This window comes from Bacillus sp. 17RED48 (genome assembly GCF_019837545.1).
Lineage (GTDB): Bacteria > Bacillota > Bacilli > Bacillales > Bacillaceae_G > Bacillus_A > Bacillus_A wiedmannii.
The window spans coordinates 416,039-436,747 of the sequence record NZ_JADAXG010000001.1 but is presented as its reverse complement, the minus strand read 5'-3'; the positions used below and the strand labels follow the sequence as shown (position 1 = coordinate 436,747).

The following is a 20,709-nucleotide window of genomic DNA, read 5'->3' as shown; positions in this document are numbered from 1 at the left end:
CTGTCTTGACACCTATATTTACATAGTTTTAAAATAATGACAAGAGTTTTTTATAATTCTTATTTTCACTACCATTAAAAAAATATAAGAAATGTAACTCTTACTAGGGAGAGGAACTTACATGATGATATATCTTGACTATGCAGCTACTACACCTATGAGTGAAGAAGCATTACACACATATATGAAAGCAGCATCGCAATACTTCGGAAATGAACAAAGTTTACATGATATTGGAGGAACAGCCTCTTCTTTATTACAAGTTTGCCGAAAAACATTTGCTGAAATGATTGGCGGAAAGGAACAAGGGGTATTCTTCACAAGCGGCGGCTCGGAATCCAACTACCTTGCGATTCAATCCCTTCTCAATGCTCGAAATAAGAAGCACATTATTACGACACCTATGGAACACGCATCCATTCGAAGTTATTTTCAATCCTTACAATCAGAAGGGTATACAATTACTGAAATTCCTGTTGATAAAAGCGGGGTAATCCATTTAGATGATTTAGAATCAGCTATTACAGAAAATACTGTTCTAGCAAGTATACAGCACGGAAACTCTGAAATTGGAACCGTTCAAAACATCGCAGAGATCGGAGCACTTTTAAAAAAATATAACGTTTTATTTCATTCAGATTGTGTACAAACATTTGGTAAACTTCCTATCAATGTTTTTGAGATGGAGATTGATAGTCTTTCTGTTTCAGCACATAAAATATACGGACCAAAGGGTGTTGGCGCTTGCTATATAAATCCCCAAGTTCGCTGGGCACAAATATTTCCGGGAACTTCTCACGAAAAAGGGTTTCGTCCAGGTACAGTAAACGTTCCTGGCATCGCATCTTTTTTAACAGCTGCTGAGAATATATTAAAAAATCAGCAGGAAGAAAACTTACGTTTTACAGAGTTACGATCCTACTTTTTAAGACATTTACAAGCGCTCCCTCTAGAAATTCAAGTAGAAGGTCATTCTACTTCTTGTTTACCACATATTGTTGGGGTTACAATAAAAGGAATAGAAGGTCAATATACAATGCTAGAATGTAATCGCCATGGTATTGCCATTTCCACCGGAAGTGCTTGCCAAGTCGGTAAACAAGAACCTTCGAAAACAATGCTTGCAATTGGAAAAACGTATGAAGAGGCAAAACAATATGTTCGCTTCTCTTTCGGACAACAAACAACGAAAGATCAAATTGATACTACTATTCATGCACTACACACAATTGGAAATCAATTTTATAGAGGTGTTAAATCATAATGAAACAAAATGACCAAAAAAAGATTTTAGGTGAAGAAAGACGACAGCTCATCCTTCAATGGCTTCTCGCTGCAAATGAACCGTTATCTGGGAATGAACTATCGAAAAAAACAAATGTAAGTCGACAAGTTATCGTGCAAGATATTTCCTTGCTTAAAGCACGAAACGAACCAATTATTGCAACTGCTCAAGGATATTTATATTTAAAACCACAAGAGAAACAACAAGCTTTCGAACGCGTAATTGTATGCCAACATAAACCAGCAGAAGTACGTCAAGAACTTACAATGCTTGTTGACCACGGCGTTACGATTAAAGATGTAAAAGTTGAGCATCCTGTATACGGTGACTTAACAGCATCCATCATGGTAAGTAATCGCTTTGATGTAGAGCAATATTTACAAAAAATCGAAAACACGAATGCTTCCTATCTTTCGCAACTAACAGATGGTATTCATTTACATACAATTGAGGCAGACTCAAAAGAGAAATTAGACGCTGCTTGCGAGGCACTAGATAAAGCAGGATTTCTCGTTTATTAATTCATGTAAAGCACAGAGTTTTTTTATCATTCTCTGTGCTTTTTTAATGCTATAATATTGTAATCAATTGTAAAGGGGATCAAACATGGGAATCGAACTCGTTCACTTTAGCATTGGCAAACCGAAACAAATGAAATATAGCGAAGATAAAGAAATGATTACTGGTATATGTAAAGAACTTACAGAAGAAGCTTTCCTCTCAAAAGACGGATTCCTCGGTGATGACGTAGCAGATTTAAAACACCACGGGGGACCTGATCGCGCAGTTTGTGTGTACCCACATGAGCATTACGCACTATGGGAAGAAGAATTTCAAACTACGCTTCCAGCTTCCACATTTGGCGAAAACATTACCGTAACAAATATGTTAGAGCGTGATGTTTGCATTGGAGATACATATCAACTAGGTGAAGCAATCATTCAGGTTACACAAGCAAGAGTACCTTGTAGCACGATTTCAAAACGTCTCGGTATTCCTGGCATACTGCCTCGCATTGTAGCAACTGGATTTACTGGTTACCTATGCCGCGTTCTTCAAGAAGGTACTGTACGTAAAGATTCTAAAATTACATTACTAGAACGTCAACCGAGCAATGTTTCTATTTTGTTCTCTAACGAAATTTATTTTCATAATAGAAAAGATAAAGATGGCATCGAAAAGATTCTTGCTGTTCCAGAACTAGCCGATATTTGGCGTGGTCAGTTAGAAGATCGTCTTGCGAAGTTAAAATAAATAGAATCCCACCATTTATAGGTGGGATTCTATTTTTCTATCACAAAATGTATTATCCGATGAAATTATATCAGCGATTAGAAGGGAAATGTCGACAGTTCATCCACTTCCCTTACAACCAATAAGAAGAATAACTCCCCAGCACAGTAACAGAAAAGCCGAGTGCTTCAAGTTCCATCGTTACGCCTGGCAATAATACATCATCGTATGCTTTATCGACATCGATTAAGAAAAAGTAATTTCCAAGACCTGTTTTCATCGGGCGAGACTCGATTTTTGATAGATTTAATTTTCTCCATGCGAAAGCTGATAACACTTGATACAGTGCCCCTGCATAATCAGCAGGTAACGTTATCATAAGTGTCGTTTTCTCTCCGCGGTTTTCTCCGTTATTTGGGAGTATTGCTTTCTTTTTCTTATGGAGCACGAGAAAGCGTGTATGATTATTTTTATGTGTATGAATGCTACGTCTTACGATCGTTAATCCATATTTTTCTGCGGCTGCTTCATTTGCAATAGCAGCGATTTTTTCTTCAGGATGTTCTTTCACATATTGCGCAGCAGCACTTGTTGATGTCATATCTCGAACAGTTACTCCTTTTAATTCTTCATTTAAAAACTTGTGGCACTGTGCAATGGCATGCGGATGAGAATGCACCGCATATACTTCATCCCACACTTCTGCATACTGCGGATGTACAAGTAAATGCTGCTGAATTGGTACTGTAATTTCTCCTACAATGGAGAGCGGCTGCTCATGTACAAGATAATCAACCGTTATATTCACTGAACCTTCTATGGCATTTTCTAACGGTACAACTGCGAAGTCTACATTTCCATTTGCAGCTGCATCAATACAATCTGGAATCGTGCGATACGGTACATGCTCTGCTTCCGGAAAAAAACGACTCACCGCCATATTTGTAAATGTTGCTTCTGGTCCTAAATATCCTACTCGAATCATCGTCTTTTCCCCTCTTTTTCGTTTTCTTACTGTTATACCATACTTTTTAATATTCTTCTATGTAAATTTCGAATATTAAAAAAAGACTAGCATTCGCTAGTCTAAATGTTTCCTATATTCTCTTTGAGCGAAAAAGAAATAAACGATGCATGCAGCGATATAAAACAGAATAAACAAGCCTACTTTTCTTAATGAACCATCCATAAAGATCGTATTATGAAACGTATATAGCGCAACTGCACTATGCATACTTCCTACTATAATTGGCGCAAAAAATAGCATACACAATTGCCAACGGGAAATTTTCCACACTTCTTCTTTCGTCATTCCAAGCTTAGAGAGCGCCCCGTACCCTTTACGATCCGATGAAATGTTATGAAACCATTTAAAATATACGATGCTACATGAAGTAAGAAAGAATAATATACTAATAAATGAGCCTAAAAATAGAGTAATATCGCCGCCTTCTTTCATATTTACATATAACTCCATATTGCTTCGAAATGCATTATTATCTTGTTTCATATGTTTCCGTAAATCTTCATTTAATTTCTTCGTCTTTTCGATATTTGGTAATGTGTAGCCTCTATATATCATTTTTTCAGAATCAGGAACCTGATTTGCTATACTGTCAAAATCTTCATCATTCATAACGAAGAACAGACCATTAATGTACGAAGGATGATGGTTAAATTGAACCCCTTCTTTCTGACCGTTAAATACGAATTGATATGGTTGATTCATTACTTGCAATTGAATCTCTTTTTGATCATACATATACGGATGATTGTATTTACTATAATAAACGAGTGTAACTGTTCCTTTTTTAGGATGATACGTTTTCTGTTTTTGTTTTCTTGCCTCTTGATTGTATTCACTTTCTTTAATGAGCGGCGCTACTTCTGTTTCTCCCTTATTGGACTGAAAAGATGCATACACTCCAACAAAACTCATAGTTTGAAAATCATTATACCCATATTGATGCAATAATTGTTCAACCGCACCTTCCGCAAAGACTTCATGAGAAGAAGTACCTTTTTCTATGTAAGAAAATGAGTGTACTCCCCCGCCCCGCCACATATCTTGCATACCAGAAAAATATAAAAATACCGTACCTGTTGCCGTAACTACAAACGTCGTTGCCATTGACATTAGAAAGAAAAAACGACCATTTTCCTTCATTCGATGTGACAATTGATTCACTATAAATAAATACGGGTATGTATACATAATCTTTTTATTTCGTTTTATCATTTCTAATATTTGAGCAGTGCCGTGTGTAAAAGAAAAATACGTTCCGAAAAAGACAAGTATAGACACAGGGAAAAAATAGAATGCTATCGTTGTCACCGTCGCTTGTAACGCTAACGCATATCCTATCCCTAAACAAATAAAGCCGAATATACAAAGCCACATTGATGTTTTCTTCTCTTTTTTATCTGCTCGAAATTCTTTCAATAACCGAATGATTTTTATATTCCATATTCGTAAAGCACTTATAAAAGATAAAACAACAAATACGAACATATACGTAATAAACGTTCCCCCAATTGCTCTCACATCAAATATGACAGGGAGTTCTTTCGGAAGCCCCAGTAACATACTAAACACCATGAAAAAGAGCTTTAAAAAGATTATACCAAGCCCAATACCGAAAATATTAGCAAATACCCCGATCAATATTTGCTCGGTCATAATCACTCCTATTACGTTAGATTTCGTTGCTCCCATTAACATATATAATCCTAATTCTTTCTTACGTGCCTCTATGAAAATAGAAGTAGCGTACAAAATAAATATGACGAAAAAAGAAATAATTATAACATTACATATGATAAGTCCCCAGCGTACGTTTTGATACCACATCGTCTCTTGCATATACGGATGTACAATGACAGACATGTATGCAAAAGACGCAAATATCGCAAAACAACTACTTAAGAAAAACACTTTATAATTACGCCAATTTCCTTTTATATTTTGCAGCGCTAGTTGCCGAATGTTCATCTATCGTCCCCCTATAACTTACTACATAGGCAAAAAGCTAGAGGTTTCTCTAGCTTTGCACGTGTTTCAAATATCCCCTTTGCGCGATCATAAAGTAAATCGCAGAAGCTACAATGTATGCTCCAATTACAATCGCACCTGATTTCCATAAATCAATATAAAGCATTTTCCCTAACGTATGAAGAGCAAATCCACTATGAATTGCACCGATCAAAATTGGGATAAAGAAGATAACGCCCATTTGTCGAATCGCAATTTTACGAATTTCTTTATCTGTCATACCGATTCTCTTTAACGATTTAAATTGAATACGATCTTGTTCTTTATCGTTAAACCATTTAAAGTATGTCATACTACAAGCGAAAAAGAAGAACAGTACAGCTACGAAGAAACCGATAAACATCGTAATTGCTCCTGATTCCCTTATATTTTTATAAGCAAACACCGAGTTATTTAATTCCCCTTGCTTATCTGGTGCAATTTCCTTTTTCAAATCTAACACAAGGTCTTCCGTACTTTTCCAGTCTTCTATATAATAACCATAATATTTCGTCTTTTCTTCATCTGGTACGAGCTTTGCGTATTTCTCAAAATCTTGATCATTCACAATGAGATATTCACTATCATTAAAAACAGAAAATGAAGTTGGATCATTTAATTGAACAGACTGCGTTTGTCCGTTAATTTTAATTTCATACGGTTTCGTACGATCTATCTTCATCATATCGTTCGCCATATCCATTACGACCATCGTTGCACTACCTGGTGCATTATGAACTTCTCTAACTTGCTCTCTCTTTTGTTTACGTACTTCAGCATTATATTCTTTTTCTGAAACAATCGCCATCGGTACTTCATGTTCACTGTTAAACATCGTGATTTTTTGAGTTCCAGGAAGTTTTACGTACATTACTTCTCGCGCTTCTTCAAATCCGTATTTTTTTATTAATTCTTTTGCCTTTCCTTCTTTGATGACATTATGCGTATTTATTCCCTTTTCCTCATACGAAATAGCATGCGGGGTACTAGTTACTGCCTTATAACTCATATCCTCAAAAAATACGTACAGTGTACCAACTGCTGAAGATACAACGGCCGTAATGATAGAAATTACAAATAGAAAACGAGCATTATCTTTCATTTTATAAATAAGATTGCTAAGTACGAACATATTTGGATATGTATAAAAAGATCTTTTTCTTTTTTGCAATGCTTTTAATACGACTGTACTACCTTGTGTAAACAGTAAATAAGTTCCGCCTATCGTCAGCCCTACAATCGGTAAAAACAGAATGATAAAATTCATAAATGTCACTTGGAAGCTCAGTACATATGCAACAATAATACATCCTATACCAACTACACATAACGATGTAAATGCAAAAGGTTCTACTTTTTGTTTTCTTGCTTCTCTTAATAAATCAATAATTTGCAAGCGTCCTACTGTCCAAACACTAAACAATGATAGGATTAAAAATAGAATAAAGTATATACCTGCTGTAATAAGAATTGCTTTACTATTCCATACGAGTGGAAGTGTTTTATCTATTTTCAATATTACGCTTAATGCTTGGAAAAATAATTTTGAACAAAGCATGCCAAGCCCAATACCTACTACAATTGCAATGCTACCTAACATAAGCTGTTCTAATATAATCATTCGGCCAAGTTGAGATTTTGTTCCGCCTATTAATGTTAATAGACCAAACTCTTTTTTTCTTGCTCGTAAAAATGTTGAATTTGCATATAAAATAAAGAGTGCTGAGAAGATGACTACAATATAATTCATCGATTCTAGCCCTTTTGAGATCATCCCTCTCATACTAATATTACCACTTACGACATCTGGATGATAAATAAAGGAAGCATACATGAAAAATACGACAATCGATAAGCAGCTACTAATAAGGAAAGCTTTATAATTACGCCAATTTCCTTTTACGTTATTAAGCGCGAGCTGGCGAAAGTTCATGATATTCTCCTCCTAGCATCGCAAGTACGTCCAGAATTTCTTGGAAAAAGGCTTGTTTCGTTCTTCCTTTATGTATTTCTGAAAAAATTTCTCCGTCGCGAATGAAAAGAATACGTTCGCAATAACTCGCCGCTACTGGATCATGCGTTACCATTGCAATTGTTACTTTCTTTTGTTCATGTAAGTCTTGCAACGCACTCATTAATGATTTTGCTGACTTTGAATCTAAGTTTCCAGTTGGCTCATCCGCTAAAATTAACGTCGGTTCATGAATGATCGCTCTCGCAGCTGCTGCACGTTGTTGCTGTCCGCCTGATACTTCATATACTTTTTTATTTAATATTTCTTCGATATTTAAGAACTTTGCAATCTCAAGCACTTTTGCATCGATTTCATTTACAGATTTCTTCGCCATTACAAGTGGTAAAATGATATTTTCTTTAATCGATAACGTATCAAGTAAGTTAAAATCCTGGAAGATGAATCCTAAATGTGTACGGCGAAACTCCGCTAATTTTGCAGCACGCATTTGATTAATTTCTTCGCCATTTACAAGCACATGACCTGAAGTTTGCTTATCAATTGTTGCTAATAAATTTAAAAGCGTTGTTTTCCCGCTTCCTGAAGGACCCATAATCCCTACAAATTCGCCTTCTTCTATTTTAAAATTTATATCATTTAAAGCAGTCGTCGCTACTGAACCTTTTGATTGGTACACCTTCGTTAATCCTTTTACTTCAAGAACACTCATTTCTAATCCCCCTATGTGTTTTCTTCTTACATTTACTATAAGAAAAATAAGAAAAAGAAACGAGTGATTTCCCTTACAAAACGTTTTGTTATCTTACAGTTTTGTCATTTTTCTCATTAATGTATGATATTCTTCATCTTTTGCAAATTGGAACGTGAATGTTGTCCCTTCCCCTTCAGCCGATTGCACATAAATACCGTGATGTAAATTATCACAAATTTCCTTCGTAATATATAAACCCATTCCAGTCGCTTCTCTCGTTTTACGGCCATTTATTCCCGTAAAGAATGGATCAAATATACGCTTTACATCTTGCTTTGGAATACCAATTCCATTGTCCTTAATATGTAGTAACACCTTTTGATCTTTCTCTTCAATTTGAAATTGAATTTCCTTTTTCTCTGCTTCTGAAATTTTCGTATACTTAATTGCATTTACAACAATTTGCCCTATAGCAATACTGAGCCATTTTCTATCAGATGCAACCATACAAGTATCTTCATCAAACATTACTTTCGGAAATACCGACGATTGAATGAAAGATTTTCGATTTTCATTAATAATACCCCTGATGATATCTATCACATTTACTACTTCTACTTTATAATCTTTCGCAAATTGCTCTAACCTTGCCATATGTAACGCTAAATCTAAACCATTTAGTATGCGGTTATTTTCTTCACGAATACTTTCAACTGTTGCTCTTGCTTCACGATGCTCTTTACCAAACTTTTGTAAAAGCAATTCTATAACCGATACTGGTGTTTTCATTTGATGAATCCACTGGTTCATAAATATCATTTGTTGTTGTTCTTTCGCATGTTGTTTATGAATTTCATTCATATATTGCTGTCTTAATAGCGTAAACGATTCAACAACCATCTCTTGCTCTGACGTATAAGAAGTATCAATAAGTAAAGAATCGTGTAATGTATTTCCGCTGGCAACATATTTTTCAATTCTTTTTAAAAATATACTTCGTTTTCGATAATCGTAAATGAGGTATACAGTAACTACAACCGTCCCTAATAAAAGGCCATATAACCACGTACTCCAATCAATGGATCTTTTTTCTAAAAGACTTTGCAACTGCAAAACGAGCCCAAATAAACAAAGGCTAACAATATAAGAAAGAAGTAGAGAAAAGCGGTCCAAGAGGTAATTTTTAACCTTCATGCCCTTCGCCCCACTCTGTAAGAAGCGCATAACCATATCCACGTTTCGTTACAATGGCATTTTTAATGCCTAGCTCCTCTAGTTTCTTCCTTACGCGTTTTACATTTACGGTTAATGTATTATCATCAACAAAAGCTACCTCATCCCACAGGGCTTCTAACAGTTCTTCACGCGTTACATACTGATTTGCTTGTTTCATTAAACATTCTAATAAGTAAAATTCATTTTTTGTCAGCTCCGTTTGTTGCCCCTGGCACTCAACAATGTGCTGGGACGGAAATAACAACAGTCCATTTACACCTAAACAATCACTCTCAGCAACAGAGGCGTACTCACCATATCCACGGCGAAGTGCACTTTTCACTTTCGCCATTACGATATCTAAATGGAATGGTTTTGTAATGTAATCATCTCCGCCATTCTCGATTGCCATTACTTGATCCATTTCCCCTGTTCTTGCAGAAACAAAAATAATCGGCGCATTCGATACAGTACGAATTTGACGACACCAATAAAAACCATCAAAATATGGTAAATTAATATCCAGTAATACGAGATGAGGATTTATTTTCACGAACTCATCTTTTATATGACGTAAATCACTTGCTCTAAATGATTGATAGCCATACCTTTCTAAATGCTCCTCTAATATTCCCGCTATTTTTTCATCGTCTTCTACAATTAATATTTTATACATGTTCGTTTTCTCCCCATAAAAAATTCTTCCAAAACCACTCCTTGTTCTATTATAAATTGAAAATTTAATTAGTGGGGAATTTTTCCTGTACAAATCAGACTTTTACAATAAAGTGAAACTTTAATCAGCCCTCACCAACCGGGATTTTACGGGCAGCCCGCCCTCACTTTGCTTCACTGAATTTTGAGGTGGGGGTCTTACTGTCCGGTGAATAGCGGGATAAAAAAAAGACTGCCATATTTCGGCAGTCTTAATCGATAAATTCAAATTGATATTCAAGAATTTTTACAATATCTCCGTCTACTGCACCACGTGCACGAAGGGCTTCATCAATACCCATTCCACGCATTTGACGAGCAAATCGGCGTACAGATTCATCACGTGAGAAGTCTGTCATTTTGAATGTTTTCTCAATATCATAACCAGAAATAACAAATGTACCATCACTTTCGCGTGTAATTTCAAAATTAGATTCAGATTCAAATTTGTACATTACACTTGCTTCAGATTCTTCTACATCATCGTACATTGGGAATTCTGGTGTTGTTTCTAATAAGTTCGCTACTTCAAATAGTAAGTCACGAACACCTTGTTTCGTTACAGCTGAGATTGGGAAAATTTTCACTTCGTCTCCCAATTTCTCTTTAAATGCTTGTAAGTTTTCTTCTGCGCCTGGCATATCCATTTTGTTTGCAACAACAACTTGTGGACGCTCAGTTAAACGCATATTGTATTCTTTTAGTTCACTATTGATTGTTACATAATCTTCATATGGCTCACGGCCTTCTAAACCAGACATATCGATAACGTGCACGATTACACGTGTACGCTCAATATGACGTAAGAATTGGTGTCCAAGTCCGACGCCGGCATGTGCGCCTTCAATTAGTCCAGGAAGGTCAGCCATAACGAAGCTGCGGTTATCACCAGTTTCAACAACACCAAGATTTGGAACGATTGTTGTAAAGTGATACTCTGCAATTTTCGGACGCGCTGATGATACAACAGATAATAATGTAGATTTACCTACACTTGGGAATCCAACAAGTCCAACATCTGCTAGCACTTTAAGTTCTAGCGTGACATCACGTTCTTGACCTGGTTCCCCGTTCTCAGCGATTTCTGGCGCTGGGTTCGTCGGTGTTGCGAAACGTGAGTTACCACGACCACCGCGGCCACCCTTTGCGATTACAGCTGTTTGTTCATGCGTTACTAAATCGGCAAGAATTTCACCTGTTTTTTCATCTTTTACTATTGTTCCTGGTGGAACCTTTACGATTAAATCTTCAGATTTACGACCGTGCTGACCTTTACTCATTCCGTGCTGACCACGATCAGCTTTGAAATGACGTTGGTAGCGGAAGTCCATTAATGTACGTAAGCCTTCCTCAACAACAAAAACAACATCTGCACCTTTACCACCGTCGCCACCTGCTGGGCCACCTTTAGGTACATACTTCTCACGACGATACGCAACCATTCCGTTACCACCGTCGCCGCCTTTTACATATATCTTGACCTGATCTACAAACATTATTTCACCACACTTTTTTCGATTGGTTGTAATATAACTGAGACTTCTTCGTCTCGTACTGTATAAGAAATGGAATACCATTTATTGTTTTGGTTCGCAAGCCAATTCTGTAGTTCTTCTACACTCGTTAGCTTACCACGAAAATCAAAAAAGAAACGAGCATTCTCCGCGTCACATTCAATTGTGATACAAACATAATTTTCAACATATACGTCTAAACTATGCTGAAGCATTGAGAAAAATTGATTCGTCCATGTACATACAATCTCATCTAAGTGAGATAAGTTATGTAATTCCCCTAATACTTCGTACTCCAATAAGCACGGCTGCTGTTTCCAATTATATGTTAAAATCCACTCTGAAAATAAAGGCATTGATAGCCCTATCAGATTGGATTCTTGTCTCGCTTCTTGGACAAAACGATCGATGAGACTATGAATCTCTTCCACTTTTCCAAGGGAAAGGTTTCCTTTCACCATCTGCATACGATTGAGCCAATCATGTCTTGAATGACGCAATGCATCTATAATTGTCCATTTTTCATTCATTTAGATACCCCTTAATATAGAAAAACTCTAACCTGCACTCAGGTTAGAGTTTTCCGTGAGTTCTTATGCTTCTTGAGCAACAGGATATACGCTCACTTGTTTGCGGTCACGGCCAAGACGCTCAAAGCGTACTACGCCGTCAACTTTCGCGTATAAAGTGTCATCGCCACCACGACCAACGTTAACACCTGGATAAATTTTTGTACCGCGTTGACGGTAAAGAATTGAACCACCTGAAACCGTTTGACCATCTGCGCGTTTAGCACCAAGACGTTTTGACTGAGAGTCACGACCGTTCTTTGTACTACCTACACCTTTCTTAGATGCGAAAAACTGAAGATCTAATCTTAACATACGTTACACCTCCTGCACTTTTTCTATTAAACGGATATACTTTCCGTAATCAAGTTCGATCGTCTTAAGCGAAACAACCAATCCTTCTAAAAGTATCTGTGCTTTTTCTGCTGTATGAACGTCTAAATCATTAGGCAATTCATACGTTAAGAATCCGCCATCACTTCCGAGTTCAATAGTTGCCTGCACATTACAAAGTTCTTCCACTGCATTTATAGAACCAAACACAACCGCTGTAGTTCCAGCACAGACAAGATCTTGTCCATGTGGCGCATAATTGGCATGTCCAGTCATTTTAAATGATTGGATACTTCCTAATTTCGTGCGACTTATCGTAATTTTAATCATGTTAACCTGAATTAAGCGTTGATAGCTTCAACAACTAGCTTAGTGTAAGGTTGACGATGACCTTGTTTCTTACGATTGTTCTTTTTCGCTTTGTATTTGAAAACGATGATTTTCTTAGCGCGACCTTGTTTTTCAACTTTCGCAGTAACTGTTGCACCTTCTACAACTGGGCTACCAACTTTAACGTTTTCGCCACCAACGAAAAGAACTTTGTCAAAAGTAACAGTTTCACCAGCTTCAACATCTAATTTTTCAATGTAGATTGCTTGACCAGCTTCAACTTTAATTTGTTTTCCACCTGTTTCGATAATTGCGTACATACTTGCACCTCCTCTTAATTACTAAGACTCGCCAAAAACGAGGTAGACATAAATGCCTTTAGGGAACCTATCTTGTGCGGTTGTAGCATATAGCCGTTTAGGTGCTATAAACTATAACATAAAGATGTTATCATGAATCATAGACGGTTGTCAATAAATGTTCTACTAACTATTTTTTCCGTTCTACAATTTCTGTTTTACTTCCAAAACGGACAATTGCATACTTTTCGATCATATCATCTTTGAAATAAATTTCAAATGGAATATTTTTTTGTAATTCTTTTTGCAAAAATTGTTTTTGCAGATTTTTAGGTGCAGCGATTAATACTGCCTCATCCTCTATATTGCCATATGTGATTAGCTCTCTCTCTAACTCATACGCAATTGTTTCATATGACATCACATACCCCGTCGCTTTGCAAGGTACACATTCTTCTAGTAATACGTCGCGTAAAGAATGTTTCTTACGTTTACGTGTCATCTCCAAAATCCCTAACTCTGTAAAACCGAGCACTCTTGTATATGTGCGATCATTTTGCATAGCAGCCATGAGACTTTCTCTTACCTTTTCTTTATCTTCTCTTCTTTTCATATTAATAAAATCAATTAATATCATACCACCGATATCACGCAGTCTTAATTGACGTGCAATCTCTTCAGCTGCCACTTCATTTGTACGAAGGACTGTATCTTGTAAATTCTGTTTTCCAGTAAACTTGCCCGTATTCACATCAATTACAGTCATCGTCTCCATTTGTTCCACAATTAAATAAGCACCATTCGGGAGCCACACAATTTTTTGAAGTGCTTTCTCGATTTCACGCTCTATTCCAAAATGGTTAAACATTGAAGATTTTTCATTATAAAAAGATACTTTTTCTTTTCCGATCTTTTCTTCTAATTCTTTTACTATACTTCTTGTATCTACAACTACTTTTTCAATCGTTTCAATCGGATTCTCTTGGAATACACGATCTAAAAAGGTCGCTGGTCGATGAAGTAGTAACGGTGCCTTTCCTTGGCCCTCTTTTCTTTTTAGCTCTTCATATAACTGCTGTAACCTTTGCATTTCAGCTTGTATTTCTTCAATTTCTCCTTTTTCAGAAGCAGAGCGGAAAATATAACCTCCTGTCCCTTCTACCTCAATTTGGAGTAGCTGTTGCCTTCTTTTATTATTTTTTATTTTTCTAGAAACCGCACGCATTTCATCATATGGCATATAAACGACATATTTCCCGGTAAATTCTACGTTCGCCGTCAATTTCGGCCCTTTCGTATCAATTGCCTCTTTCACAACTTGCACGAGTACTGCTTGCCCTTCATGTATACGATAAGAAGATGGTACATCATCGTATGAAAGGTACGCATGTTTTTCTAAACCGATGTTTACAAAAGCTGCGTTCATTCCAGCAATCGTTCTTACGATACGTCCAACATAAATATGTCCAACAATCTCTTGTTCTTCATTTCGTTTCCATAAAAACTCAACAATTTTTTTCTTCTCTTCAATTGCAACGCGTTTTTCCGATCCTGCATAGTTCATATATAACGTTTTCAAAATTCTTTCCTCACTTTATAATCTTCTTTGCTTTTACAATAATAAAAGGTTAGTGCTATCGTCAACACTAACCGATTAATTCTTCAACAGATGAAGTTGTTCGTTTTTCAGTAAAATACGCATAGAGTAATTCATTTTCATCCAATGTGTAATGTTCTTTATATTTTCCATGGACGATAATAGAGTGCTTATACCCTCTACGAAATTTTGTGAATATCTTATATAAATGATCTTCTGATTGCACTTCAATAGGTGCAATCTTTTCAATTCCTCTTTTGTTCCCATAATAACGTTCTAATAAAAAACGCATAAAGGCATACTGTCTTTGTTTCCACTCTTGATATAACGACACCGCTAAAAATATGAGTAGTACCCACATCATAATATTGTTACTATTCCAAAGTAACTGCCACACTAGTATTACACCAAAAAAAACACATGATAATTTCATCATCTTTTCATGTGCTTGTAAATAAGGAAAACGATATGATAATACGTTAAACAATACTTTTCCACCATCAAGCGGCCAAATAGGTAGTAAATTAAATGCTAAAATAATTATATTATTCCATATAAAGAAATAATATAAATCCGCACCCAGCCAACCAGCTTCAAACACTATATAACCTACCAGCATCATCCAAATATGTTGTATAGGTCCTGCAATTACAACAACAAGTTCCTCTTTCAATGACTTATTCCCATGTTCCTCAAGCTCAGCCACACCACCAAAGGGTAAAAGTTGAATCTTTTTAATACGCCAATTGTAGTGTGCCGCCGCAAAAGCATGCCCAAGTTCATGGATAAGAACGATACAAAATAACAGTAGTAACTCTTTAAAACGTGCCGTAAAAATACCAATGACAATAATAACCCAAAACAACGGATGCACTGAAATCTTCGTTAAAACTTCTCTATATTTAATCAAATGAAATCACCTGAATCGGGTCAATAAATTTTTCATTCTTTTTTATCGCGAAATAAAACTTACCATTTTTATTATTTGCATCATTATTCACCGTTCCAATTTTTTGTTTCTTTGAAACGTAATCATATAATTTCACTGTCATGTCATTTAAATTCGCATACCACGATTCTGTTCCATCTGCATGCTGAATTTGAACCGTATTACCAAGTTCCTCTTTCTTACCTGCAAAAACAACTAGCCCTTCATTCACTGACTCAACAGTTGCATTTGTAGCTGTTTGAACAAATACACCTTGGCCATTTTTTTGAAACCCTTGCATCACCTTTCCAGAAGCAGGGATGGCATAATCTTTTTGCTGAATAGTTCCTTCTTTTTTCTCAGTAGGTGAATAAAATACGAGCGGTTTTCCAAACTGCTTTTCGTACCATTTCGCTACAGTAGCAAACTGAAATTCTTCTTTCATCACTTTTTCTGTAACAGCTTTAGCACCGTCGAAAGAAGAGGGTGCATTCTTATATAAAATAGCGACAGAAAGAACTAATATTGCTGATAACAAAACTTTGAAGAAAAATACTTCTTTTTGAAATAAAGGATGAATTTCCTTTTCTCCTTCTTCAATAAATACTGTTTCACTATCAAAATTCCCTCCAGCAAAATACTGTTCTTCCTCCATCCTTTCTTGCTCTGCTTTTCTTTTCGCAATCCGTTTTTTAATTTCTTCTACACGTCTATTCTTCATACTGTCTCCTTTCTTTCGTTAAGCTAATTTAAATAGAAACAGTTGTATACAGTTTGTACATATGTATGAGCTAAGAAAGGAAGATATTCGTGTGAAGAAAAAAGAAAGCACTTCGCATATGCGCGAAGTGCTTTTAACGGATTCCAAAGAAGTTTTTCACCTTTGTAAATACCGATACCTTTTCTTGTCCAAATGCTTGCAATGGTACATTCTCACCCAACAAGCGTCTTGCAATATTACGATAAGCTAACGCTGCTTTTCCGCTCGGTTGCAACGCTACAGGTTCACCTGTATTTGTAGCACGAATAACTTCATCATCATCCTCGACAACACCAAGAAGCTCGATTGACAATGTACGTACGATTTCATCAACATCTAACATATCCTGCTCATGAAGCATATGACTACGCACACGATTAATAACAAGTTTTGGTGGTTCAATATCCTCTTTTTCTAAAAGCCCGATAATACGATCCGCATCGCGCATCGAGGATACTTCTGGCGTCGTAACAACGATTGCTTTATCCGCACCAGCTACCGCATTTTTAAATCCCTGCTCAATCCCCGCAGGACAATCAATTAATATGTAATCATAATCTTGACGTAATACTTGTATTAATTCATCCATTTGTTCAGGTGTTACCGCTGATTTATCACTCGTTTGTGCTGCAGGTAATAAATAAAGATCATCAAAACGCTTATCTTTAATAAGCGCCTGAGGTAAACGGCAACGCCCTTCAACGACATCAACAAGATCAAATACAATACGATTTTCCAGCCCCATTACTACGTCTAAGTTTCGAAGACCGATATCTGTGTCAATTAAGCACACTTTCTTTCCAGATAACGCCAGGGCTGTACCAATGTTCGCAGACGTTGTAGTTTTACCTACTCCGCCTTTTCCAGATGTAATTACTATTGCCTCTCCCACAGCTATACAATTCCCCTTTCTAACTTTGTTAAATTAGGTCTAAGATGAGTGAGAAGTTGCAGTCGATCGACAACAATGTGATTGTTCTCATTAATATACGCACATTCTGCCGCCTCCGCTCCGTCTTCTTTCTCTTCCGGAGCCCGCATTGCCACATCACTAATTCGAAGTTGCATCGGGTTCATATCAGATGCAGCGATTACAGCATCCGAATCCCCATAATACCCAGCATGCGCAATTCCTCTTAATGATCCTACGACAAAAATATTCCCTCCAGCGATAACCGTTCCGCCTGGATTAACATCTCCAATTAACAATAAATTTCCTTTTACATGTAAAACTTGTCCAGAGCGAACAATTTTGGAAATAGGGACAATTTCTGTTTCTTCTTTCCAAGCTATTGCTTCTGCTTTCGTGATAACATCACTTTCAATTGAATCCACAACAAGATTCTTTTTATTACGAATTAACGTACGAATCTCTTCTTGTTGGACTTCTGTTAAATAACGATTTCCCACTTTCACATGCACTTCAATTAAAGAGCGCCCATCACCATCATAGTAATGTGTAGAAAGCTTTTCATCCAATTCCTCCAGTAATTCAGAGAATGAACAACAATCATCTAAATGAAGCGTTATTCCGTCTTTTGTCCCTTTTATTGTTACATTTTGTTGCTTTTTTTCTTCCACTAAAGTTCACCCCACCGATTCAATTCGACATAAAATTAGAAAATCCTTTTTTCTTTTTCTTCCATCGCTTTTGAAAGACGCACTAAATATCGTCTCAGTGGGAAACAAACTATCAATAAGAAAATTGCATTTAGCAATAAAGTAGACAGGAGACGATCTGTGAAAAAGACATACGCTGACATATGAGTACGTCCTAACAAAGTTAAAAATCCATACACATAATACTCTAGTGCTACAATGCTAGCTAGTACAATAGAAGCAACAATAAATAAATTCAATTGTAGTATCTTCATCACACTATAAACTAAATAAGCTAAAATCGGATACGCAAATATATATATGCCGACAAGTTCTGTGTATACGGTATCAAATAAGAAACCAAATAAGAGTCCGTAATAAATCCCTTGGACCGGACTATAGTACACAGTAATAAAACATAACACAATTATAAAGAAATGAGGTGCTGCTATACCATTTTTCCAAAAAACCTCTGTTGGAACAATAGTAGCAAACATATTTTCAAATAGAAAAACAAAAAGGAGCAAAAGAGGAAGAGCTGCTCTTTTTAGAATCTTCATCATCTCTTCTCCCCCTCCTATTCTAATGGCGCTGAAGGCTTTGCACGTTTCGCAACCATAATATGCTCTACGTCATTCAAGTCAGCGGCCGGTTTTACATAAGCTGTTTTTGTTAAGCCGTATGGATCTGGCTGAACATCAACGATTGTTCCAATTACAAGACCTTTCGGGAAAATATCACCAAGTCCAGATGTTACAACTAGTTGATCTTTTTTCACTTCTGCATCAGAGCCAATCTTTGTGAAAAGAAGTAAGTGCTTTTCTTTGTCGTAACCTTCAATCAATCCAAAGATCTTCTCATCACCTTGCACGATAGCAGAAACACGATTTGTTCGGCTCATAGAGCTTAGCAATTCTACTGATGATGTAAACTGAGATACACTTTTCACTCGTCCAACTAAACCTTGTGAAGTCACTACAGCCATATCTTTTTTAATTCCTTGCTGTGCCCCTTTATCAATTCCAACTAAATCGTACCATTTATCCGGGTTACGAGAAACGACAGTAGATGGAATTTCAGTATAATCACTAGGCAACTCTTTTTTACCAGTTAACTCTTGTAACTTCTTTTTATCATCTTCTAATTGCTTTACGTCACCTGATAACTTTGCATAGTTATCTAATTTTGCTTTTAATTCTTTATTCTCTTCATACGTGCGCTTTACATCCTCTACATTTTCGAAGAATCCAGCTACGTATTTCGCTGGCTTTTGGAATACACGTTCTACAACACCGACAGTGTCTTTAACAAACTGCTCTGGCCATGTTAAACTGTTCCGTTCTTTCAATGAGATTCCAATCAATGCCACGAGAAGAATAATACTAACTAACAAAACAATTAATCTTTTGTTTAAGAAAAACTGTGGCACGTTCACACCCTCTTAATTTCATTGATTTTTATTTTGCAATATTATCGAGCAGCAGTTTTGAAAAGATCGATATTGTCTAATGCTTTACCCGTTCCAATTGCTACGCAATCTAATGGATCTTCCGCAACAAGAACTGGCATATTTGTTTCTTCACTAATCACTTTATCTAAGTTACGTAGTAATGCTCCGCCGCCTGTTAATACGATACCACGGTCCATAATGTCTGCCGCTAATTCAGGTGGAGTTTTCTCTAACGTATTTTTAACAGATTCTACAATTGCATCTACTGTATCTTTTAATGCATCTGCAATTTCTTCTGGCTGAATTAGTACTGTTTTTGGTAAACCACTTACTAAATCACGACCGCGAATTTCCATAGGCTCGATACCTTCTGGCTCGCCTGCAGAACCGATTTCTAATTTTAATGCTTCAGCTGTTCTTTCACCAATCATTAAGTTGTAGCTTTTCTTAATGTACTGAATGATTGAATCGTCCATATCATCACCAGCAACACGAACTGATTGACTTGTTACAATACCACCTAAAGAAATGATTGCAACTTCTGTTGTACCGCCACCGATATCAACAACCATGCTACCAGTTGGTTCCCAAACAGGTAAGTTCGCACCAATTGCTGCTGCAAATGGTTCTTCAATTGGATAAGCGTCACGAGCGCCCGCTTGACGAGTCGCATCGATTACTGCACGTCTTTCTACAGCTGTAATACCAGACGGTACACATACCATTACGTAAGGCTTACGTGAGAAGAATCCATTTGATTTTTGAGCTTGTTGAATGTAGTATTTCATCATTGTTGCTGTCGTTTCGTAATCAGCAATTACACCGTCTTTCATCGGGCGAAGTGCCACAACGTTTCCTGGTGTACGACCAATCATTTGTTTTGCATCGCTACCTACAGCAACGATTTGTTTCGTATCAGTTTGTAACGCTACTACTGAAGGTTCACGTAAAACTACACCTTTTCCTTTTACATATACAAGCGTGTTCGCAGTTCCTAAATCTATTCCAAGATCGCGAGTAAAGCCACCAAATCCAAACATATTATTTATCTTCCTTTCTTGTTTTCACGGACTCATTTTTTCTTACTTTATATTATAAAAACAGTACGTTTTTTATATCTTTATCCTTTTTGTAGATAAATTTCTACAAAAAACTCATAAATCACATTATAAAACAAAATAAGTAA

Annotated in this window: 22 protein-coding genes and 1 other annotated feature; of the genes, 3 read left to right on the top strand and 19 right to left on the bottom strand. The window is 36.5% G+C overall.

From position 1 onward, the window contains the following. The first annotated feature begins 121 nt into the window (after window positions 1-121). The 3 genes from ILT06_RS02360 to ILT06_RS02350 all read left to right on the top strand — a co-directional run bounded on the left by ILT06_RS02360 (window position 122) and on the right by ILT06_RS02350 (window position 2,539). The gene (locus tag ILT06_RS02360) at window positions 122-1,264 is read left to right on the top strand and encodes an IscS subfamily cysteine desulfurase (protein ID WP_064474704.1); all 1,143 of its coding nucleotides are present in this window, start codon (window positions 122-124) and stop codon (window positions 1,262-1,264) included. Next, window positions 1,264-1,806 (top strand): transcription repressor NadR, encoded by a 543-nt coding sequence (locus tag ILT06_RS02355; protein WP_000812240.1) that lies wholly within the window; start codon window positions 1,264-1,266, stop codon window positions 1,804-1,806. Before ILT06_RS02360 ends, ILT06_RS02355 begins: the two co-directional genes overlap by 1 nt. A gap of 85 nt (window positions 1,807-1,891) precedes the next feature. Continuing rightward, on the top strand, window positions 1,892-2,539 hold the full coding sequence (locus tag ILT06_RS02350; RefSeq protein ID WP_064474703.1) for an MOSC domain-containing protein: 648 nt from the start codon (window positions 1,892-1,894) through the stop codon (window positions 2,537-2,539). A 112-nt stretch (window positions 2,540-2,651) separates the two neighbouring features. On the opposite strand, the gene pheA is transcribed toward ILT06_RS02350, so the two are convergent. The 19 genes from pheA to mreB form a co-directional block, all read right to left on the bottom strand. Beyond that, the gene (gene pheA / locus ILT06_RS02345; RefSeq protein WP_064474702.1) at window positions 2,652-3,503 is read right to left on the bottom strand and encodes a prephenate dehydratase; all 852 of its coding nucleotides are present in this window, start codon (window positions 3,501-3,503) and stop codon (window positions 2,652-2,654) included. A gap of 96 nt (window positions 3,504-3,599) precedes the next feature. Next, window positions 3,600-5,510 carry an ABC transporter permease gene (locus ILT06_RS02340; protein WP_222654799.1) on the bottom strand — a complete coding sequence of 637 codons (1,911 nt, stop codon included), beginning with the start codon at window positions 5,508-5,510 and terminating at the stop codon, window positions 3,600-3,602. A gap of 49 nt (window positions 5,511-5,559) precedes the next feature. Continuing rightward, window positions 5,560-7,482, bottom strand: coding sequence for an ABC transporter permease (locus ILT06_RS02335; RefSeq protein WP_149173657.1), 1,923 nt, complete (start codon window positions 7,480-7,482; stop codon window positions 5,560-5,562). Then, window positions 7,457-8,233, bottom strand: coding sequence for an ABC transporter ATP-binding protein (locus tag ILT06_RS02330; RefSeq protein WP_000114530.1), 777 nt, complete (start codon window positions 8,231-8,233; stop codon window positions 7,457-7,459). The genes ILT06_RS02335 and ILT06_RS02330 overlap by 26 nt, the downstream gene beginning before the upstream one ends. A 93-nt stretch (window positions 8,234-8,326) precedes the next feature. Next, window positions 8,327-9,409 carry a HAMP domain-containing histidine kinase gene (locus ILT06_RS02325; protein ID WP_088048071.1) on the bottom strand — a complete coding sequence of 361 codons (1,083 nt, stop codon included), beginning with the start codon at window positions 9,407-9,409 and terminating at the stop codon, window positions 8,327-8,329. Continuing rightward, a complete protein-coding gene (locus tag ILT06_RS02320) occupies window positions 9,399-10,106 on the bottom strand; it encodes a response regulator transcription factor (protein WP_222654798.1) in 708 nt (235 codons plus the stop codon). Before ILT06_RS02320 ends, ILT06_RS02325 begins: the two co-directional genes overlap by 11 nt. 250 nt (window positions 10,107-10,356) lie before the next feature. Beyond that, window positions 10,357-11,640 (bottom strand): GTPase ObgE, encoded by a 1,284-nt coding sequence (gene obgE, locus ILT06_RS02315; protein ID WP_000497117.1) that lies wholly within the window; start codon window positions 11,638-11,640, stop codon window positions 10,357-10,359. Beyond that, window positions 11,640-12,188 carry a sporulation initiation phosphotransferase B gene (locus ILT06_RS02310; RefSeq protein WP_064474697.1) on the bottom strand — a complete coding sequence of 183 codons (549 nt, stop codon included), beginning with the start codon at window positions 12,186-12,188 and terminating at the stop codon, window positions 11,640-11,642. The genes obgE and ILT06_RS02310 overlap by 1 nt, the downstream gene beginning before the upstream one ends. 63 nt (window positions 12,189-12,251) lie before the next feature. Further along, window positions 12,252-12,542: a 50S ribosomal protein L27 gene (gene rpmA / locus ILT06_RS02305; protein ID WP_000944957.1), complete on the bottom strand. Its 291-nt coding sequence runs from the start codon at window positions 12,540-12,542 to the stop codon at window positions 12,252-12,254. A 3-nt stretch (window positions 12,543-12,545) separates the two neighbouring features. Beyond that, on the bottom strand, window positions 12,546-12,890 hold the full coding sequence (locus tag ILT06_RS02300) for a ribosomal-processing cysteine protease Prp (protein ID WP_002008596.1): 345 nt from the start codon (window positions 12,888-12,890) through the stop codon (window positions 12,546-12,548). Between the two features lie 11 nt (window positions 12,891-12,901). Beyond that, entirely contained in the window at window positions 12,902-13,210 is a 309-nt protein-coding gene (gene rplU / locus ILT06_RS02295; protein WP_000270907.1) for a 50S ribosomal protein L21, read from the bottom strand. Window positions 13,211-13,224: 14 nt separating this feature from the next. Further along, window positions 13,225-13,302 (bottom strand) — a sequence feature (ribosomal protein L21 leader region). Between the two features lie 77 nt (window positions 13,303-13,379). Next, complete coding sequence (locus ILT06_RS02290) at window positions 13,380-14,768, bottom strand: Rne/Rng family ribonuclease (RefSeq protein ID WP_064474696.1); 1,389 nt, start codon at window positions 14,766-14,768, stop codon at window positions 13,380-13,382. 67 nt (window positions 14,769-14,835) lie between these two features. Further along, window positions 14,836-15,696 carry a stage IV sporulation intramembrane metalloprotease SpoIVFB gene (gene spoIVFB / locus ILT06_RS02285; protein ID WP_064474695.1) on the bottom strand — a complete coding sequence of 287 codons (861 nt, stop codon included), beginning with the start codon at window positions 15,694-15,696 and terminating at the stop codon, window positions 14,836-14,838. Then, entirely contained in the window at window positions 15,689-16,435 is a 747-nt protein-coding gene (gene spoIVFA, locus ILT06_RS02280; RefSeq protein WP_064474694.1) for a stage IV sporulation protein SpoIVFA, read from the bottom strand. The genes spoIVFB and spoIVFA overlap by 8 nt, the downstream gene beginning before the upstream one ends. 133 nt (window positions 16,436-16,568) lie before the next feature. Next, a complete protein-coding gene (gene minD / locus ILT06_RS02275) occupies window positions 16,569-17,366 on the bottom strand; it encodes a septum site-determining protein MinD (RefSeq protein ID WP_064474693.1) in 798 nt (265 codons plus the stop codon). A gap of 2 nt (window positions 17,367-17,368) precedes the next feature. After that, window positions 17,369-18,055 carry a septum site-determining protein MinC gene (minC, locus tag ILT06_RS02270; protein WP_000391511.1) on the bottom strand — a complete coding sequence of 229 codons (687 nt, stop codon included), beginning with the start codon at window positions 18,053-18,055 and terminating at the stop codon, window positions 17,369-17,371. Window positions 18,056-18,090: 35 nt separating this feature from the next. Further along, complete coding sequence (mreD, locus tag ILT06_RS02265) at window positions 18,091-18,636, bottom strand: rod shape-determining protein MreD (RefSeq protein WP_088048069.1); 546 nt, start codon at window positions 18,634-18,636, stop codon at window positions 18,091-18,093. A 14-nt stretch (window positions 18,637-18,650) separates the two neighbouring features. Next, window positions 18,651-19,502 (bottom strand): rod shape-determining protein MreC, encoded by an 852-nt coding sequence (mreC, locus tag ILT06_RS02260; protein WP_088048068.1) that lies wholly within the window; start codon window positions 19,500-19,502, stop codon window positions 18,651-18,653. 41 nt (window positions 19,503-19,543) lie between these two features. After that, entirely contained in the window at window positions 19,544-20,563 is a 1,020-nt protein-coding gene (mreB, locus tag ILT06_RS02255) for a cell shape-determining protein MreB (protein WP_000466737.1), read from the bottom strand. Window positions 20,564-20,709: the final 146 nt, after the last annotated feature.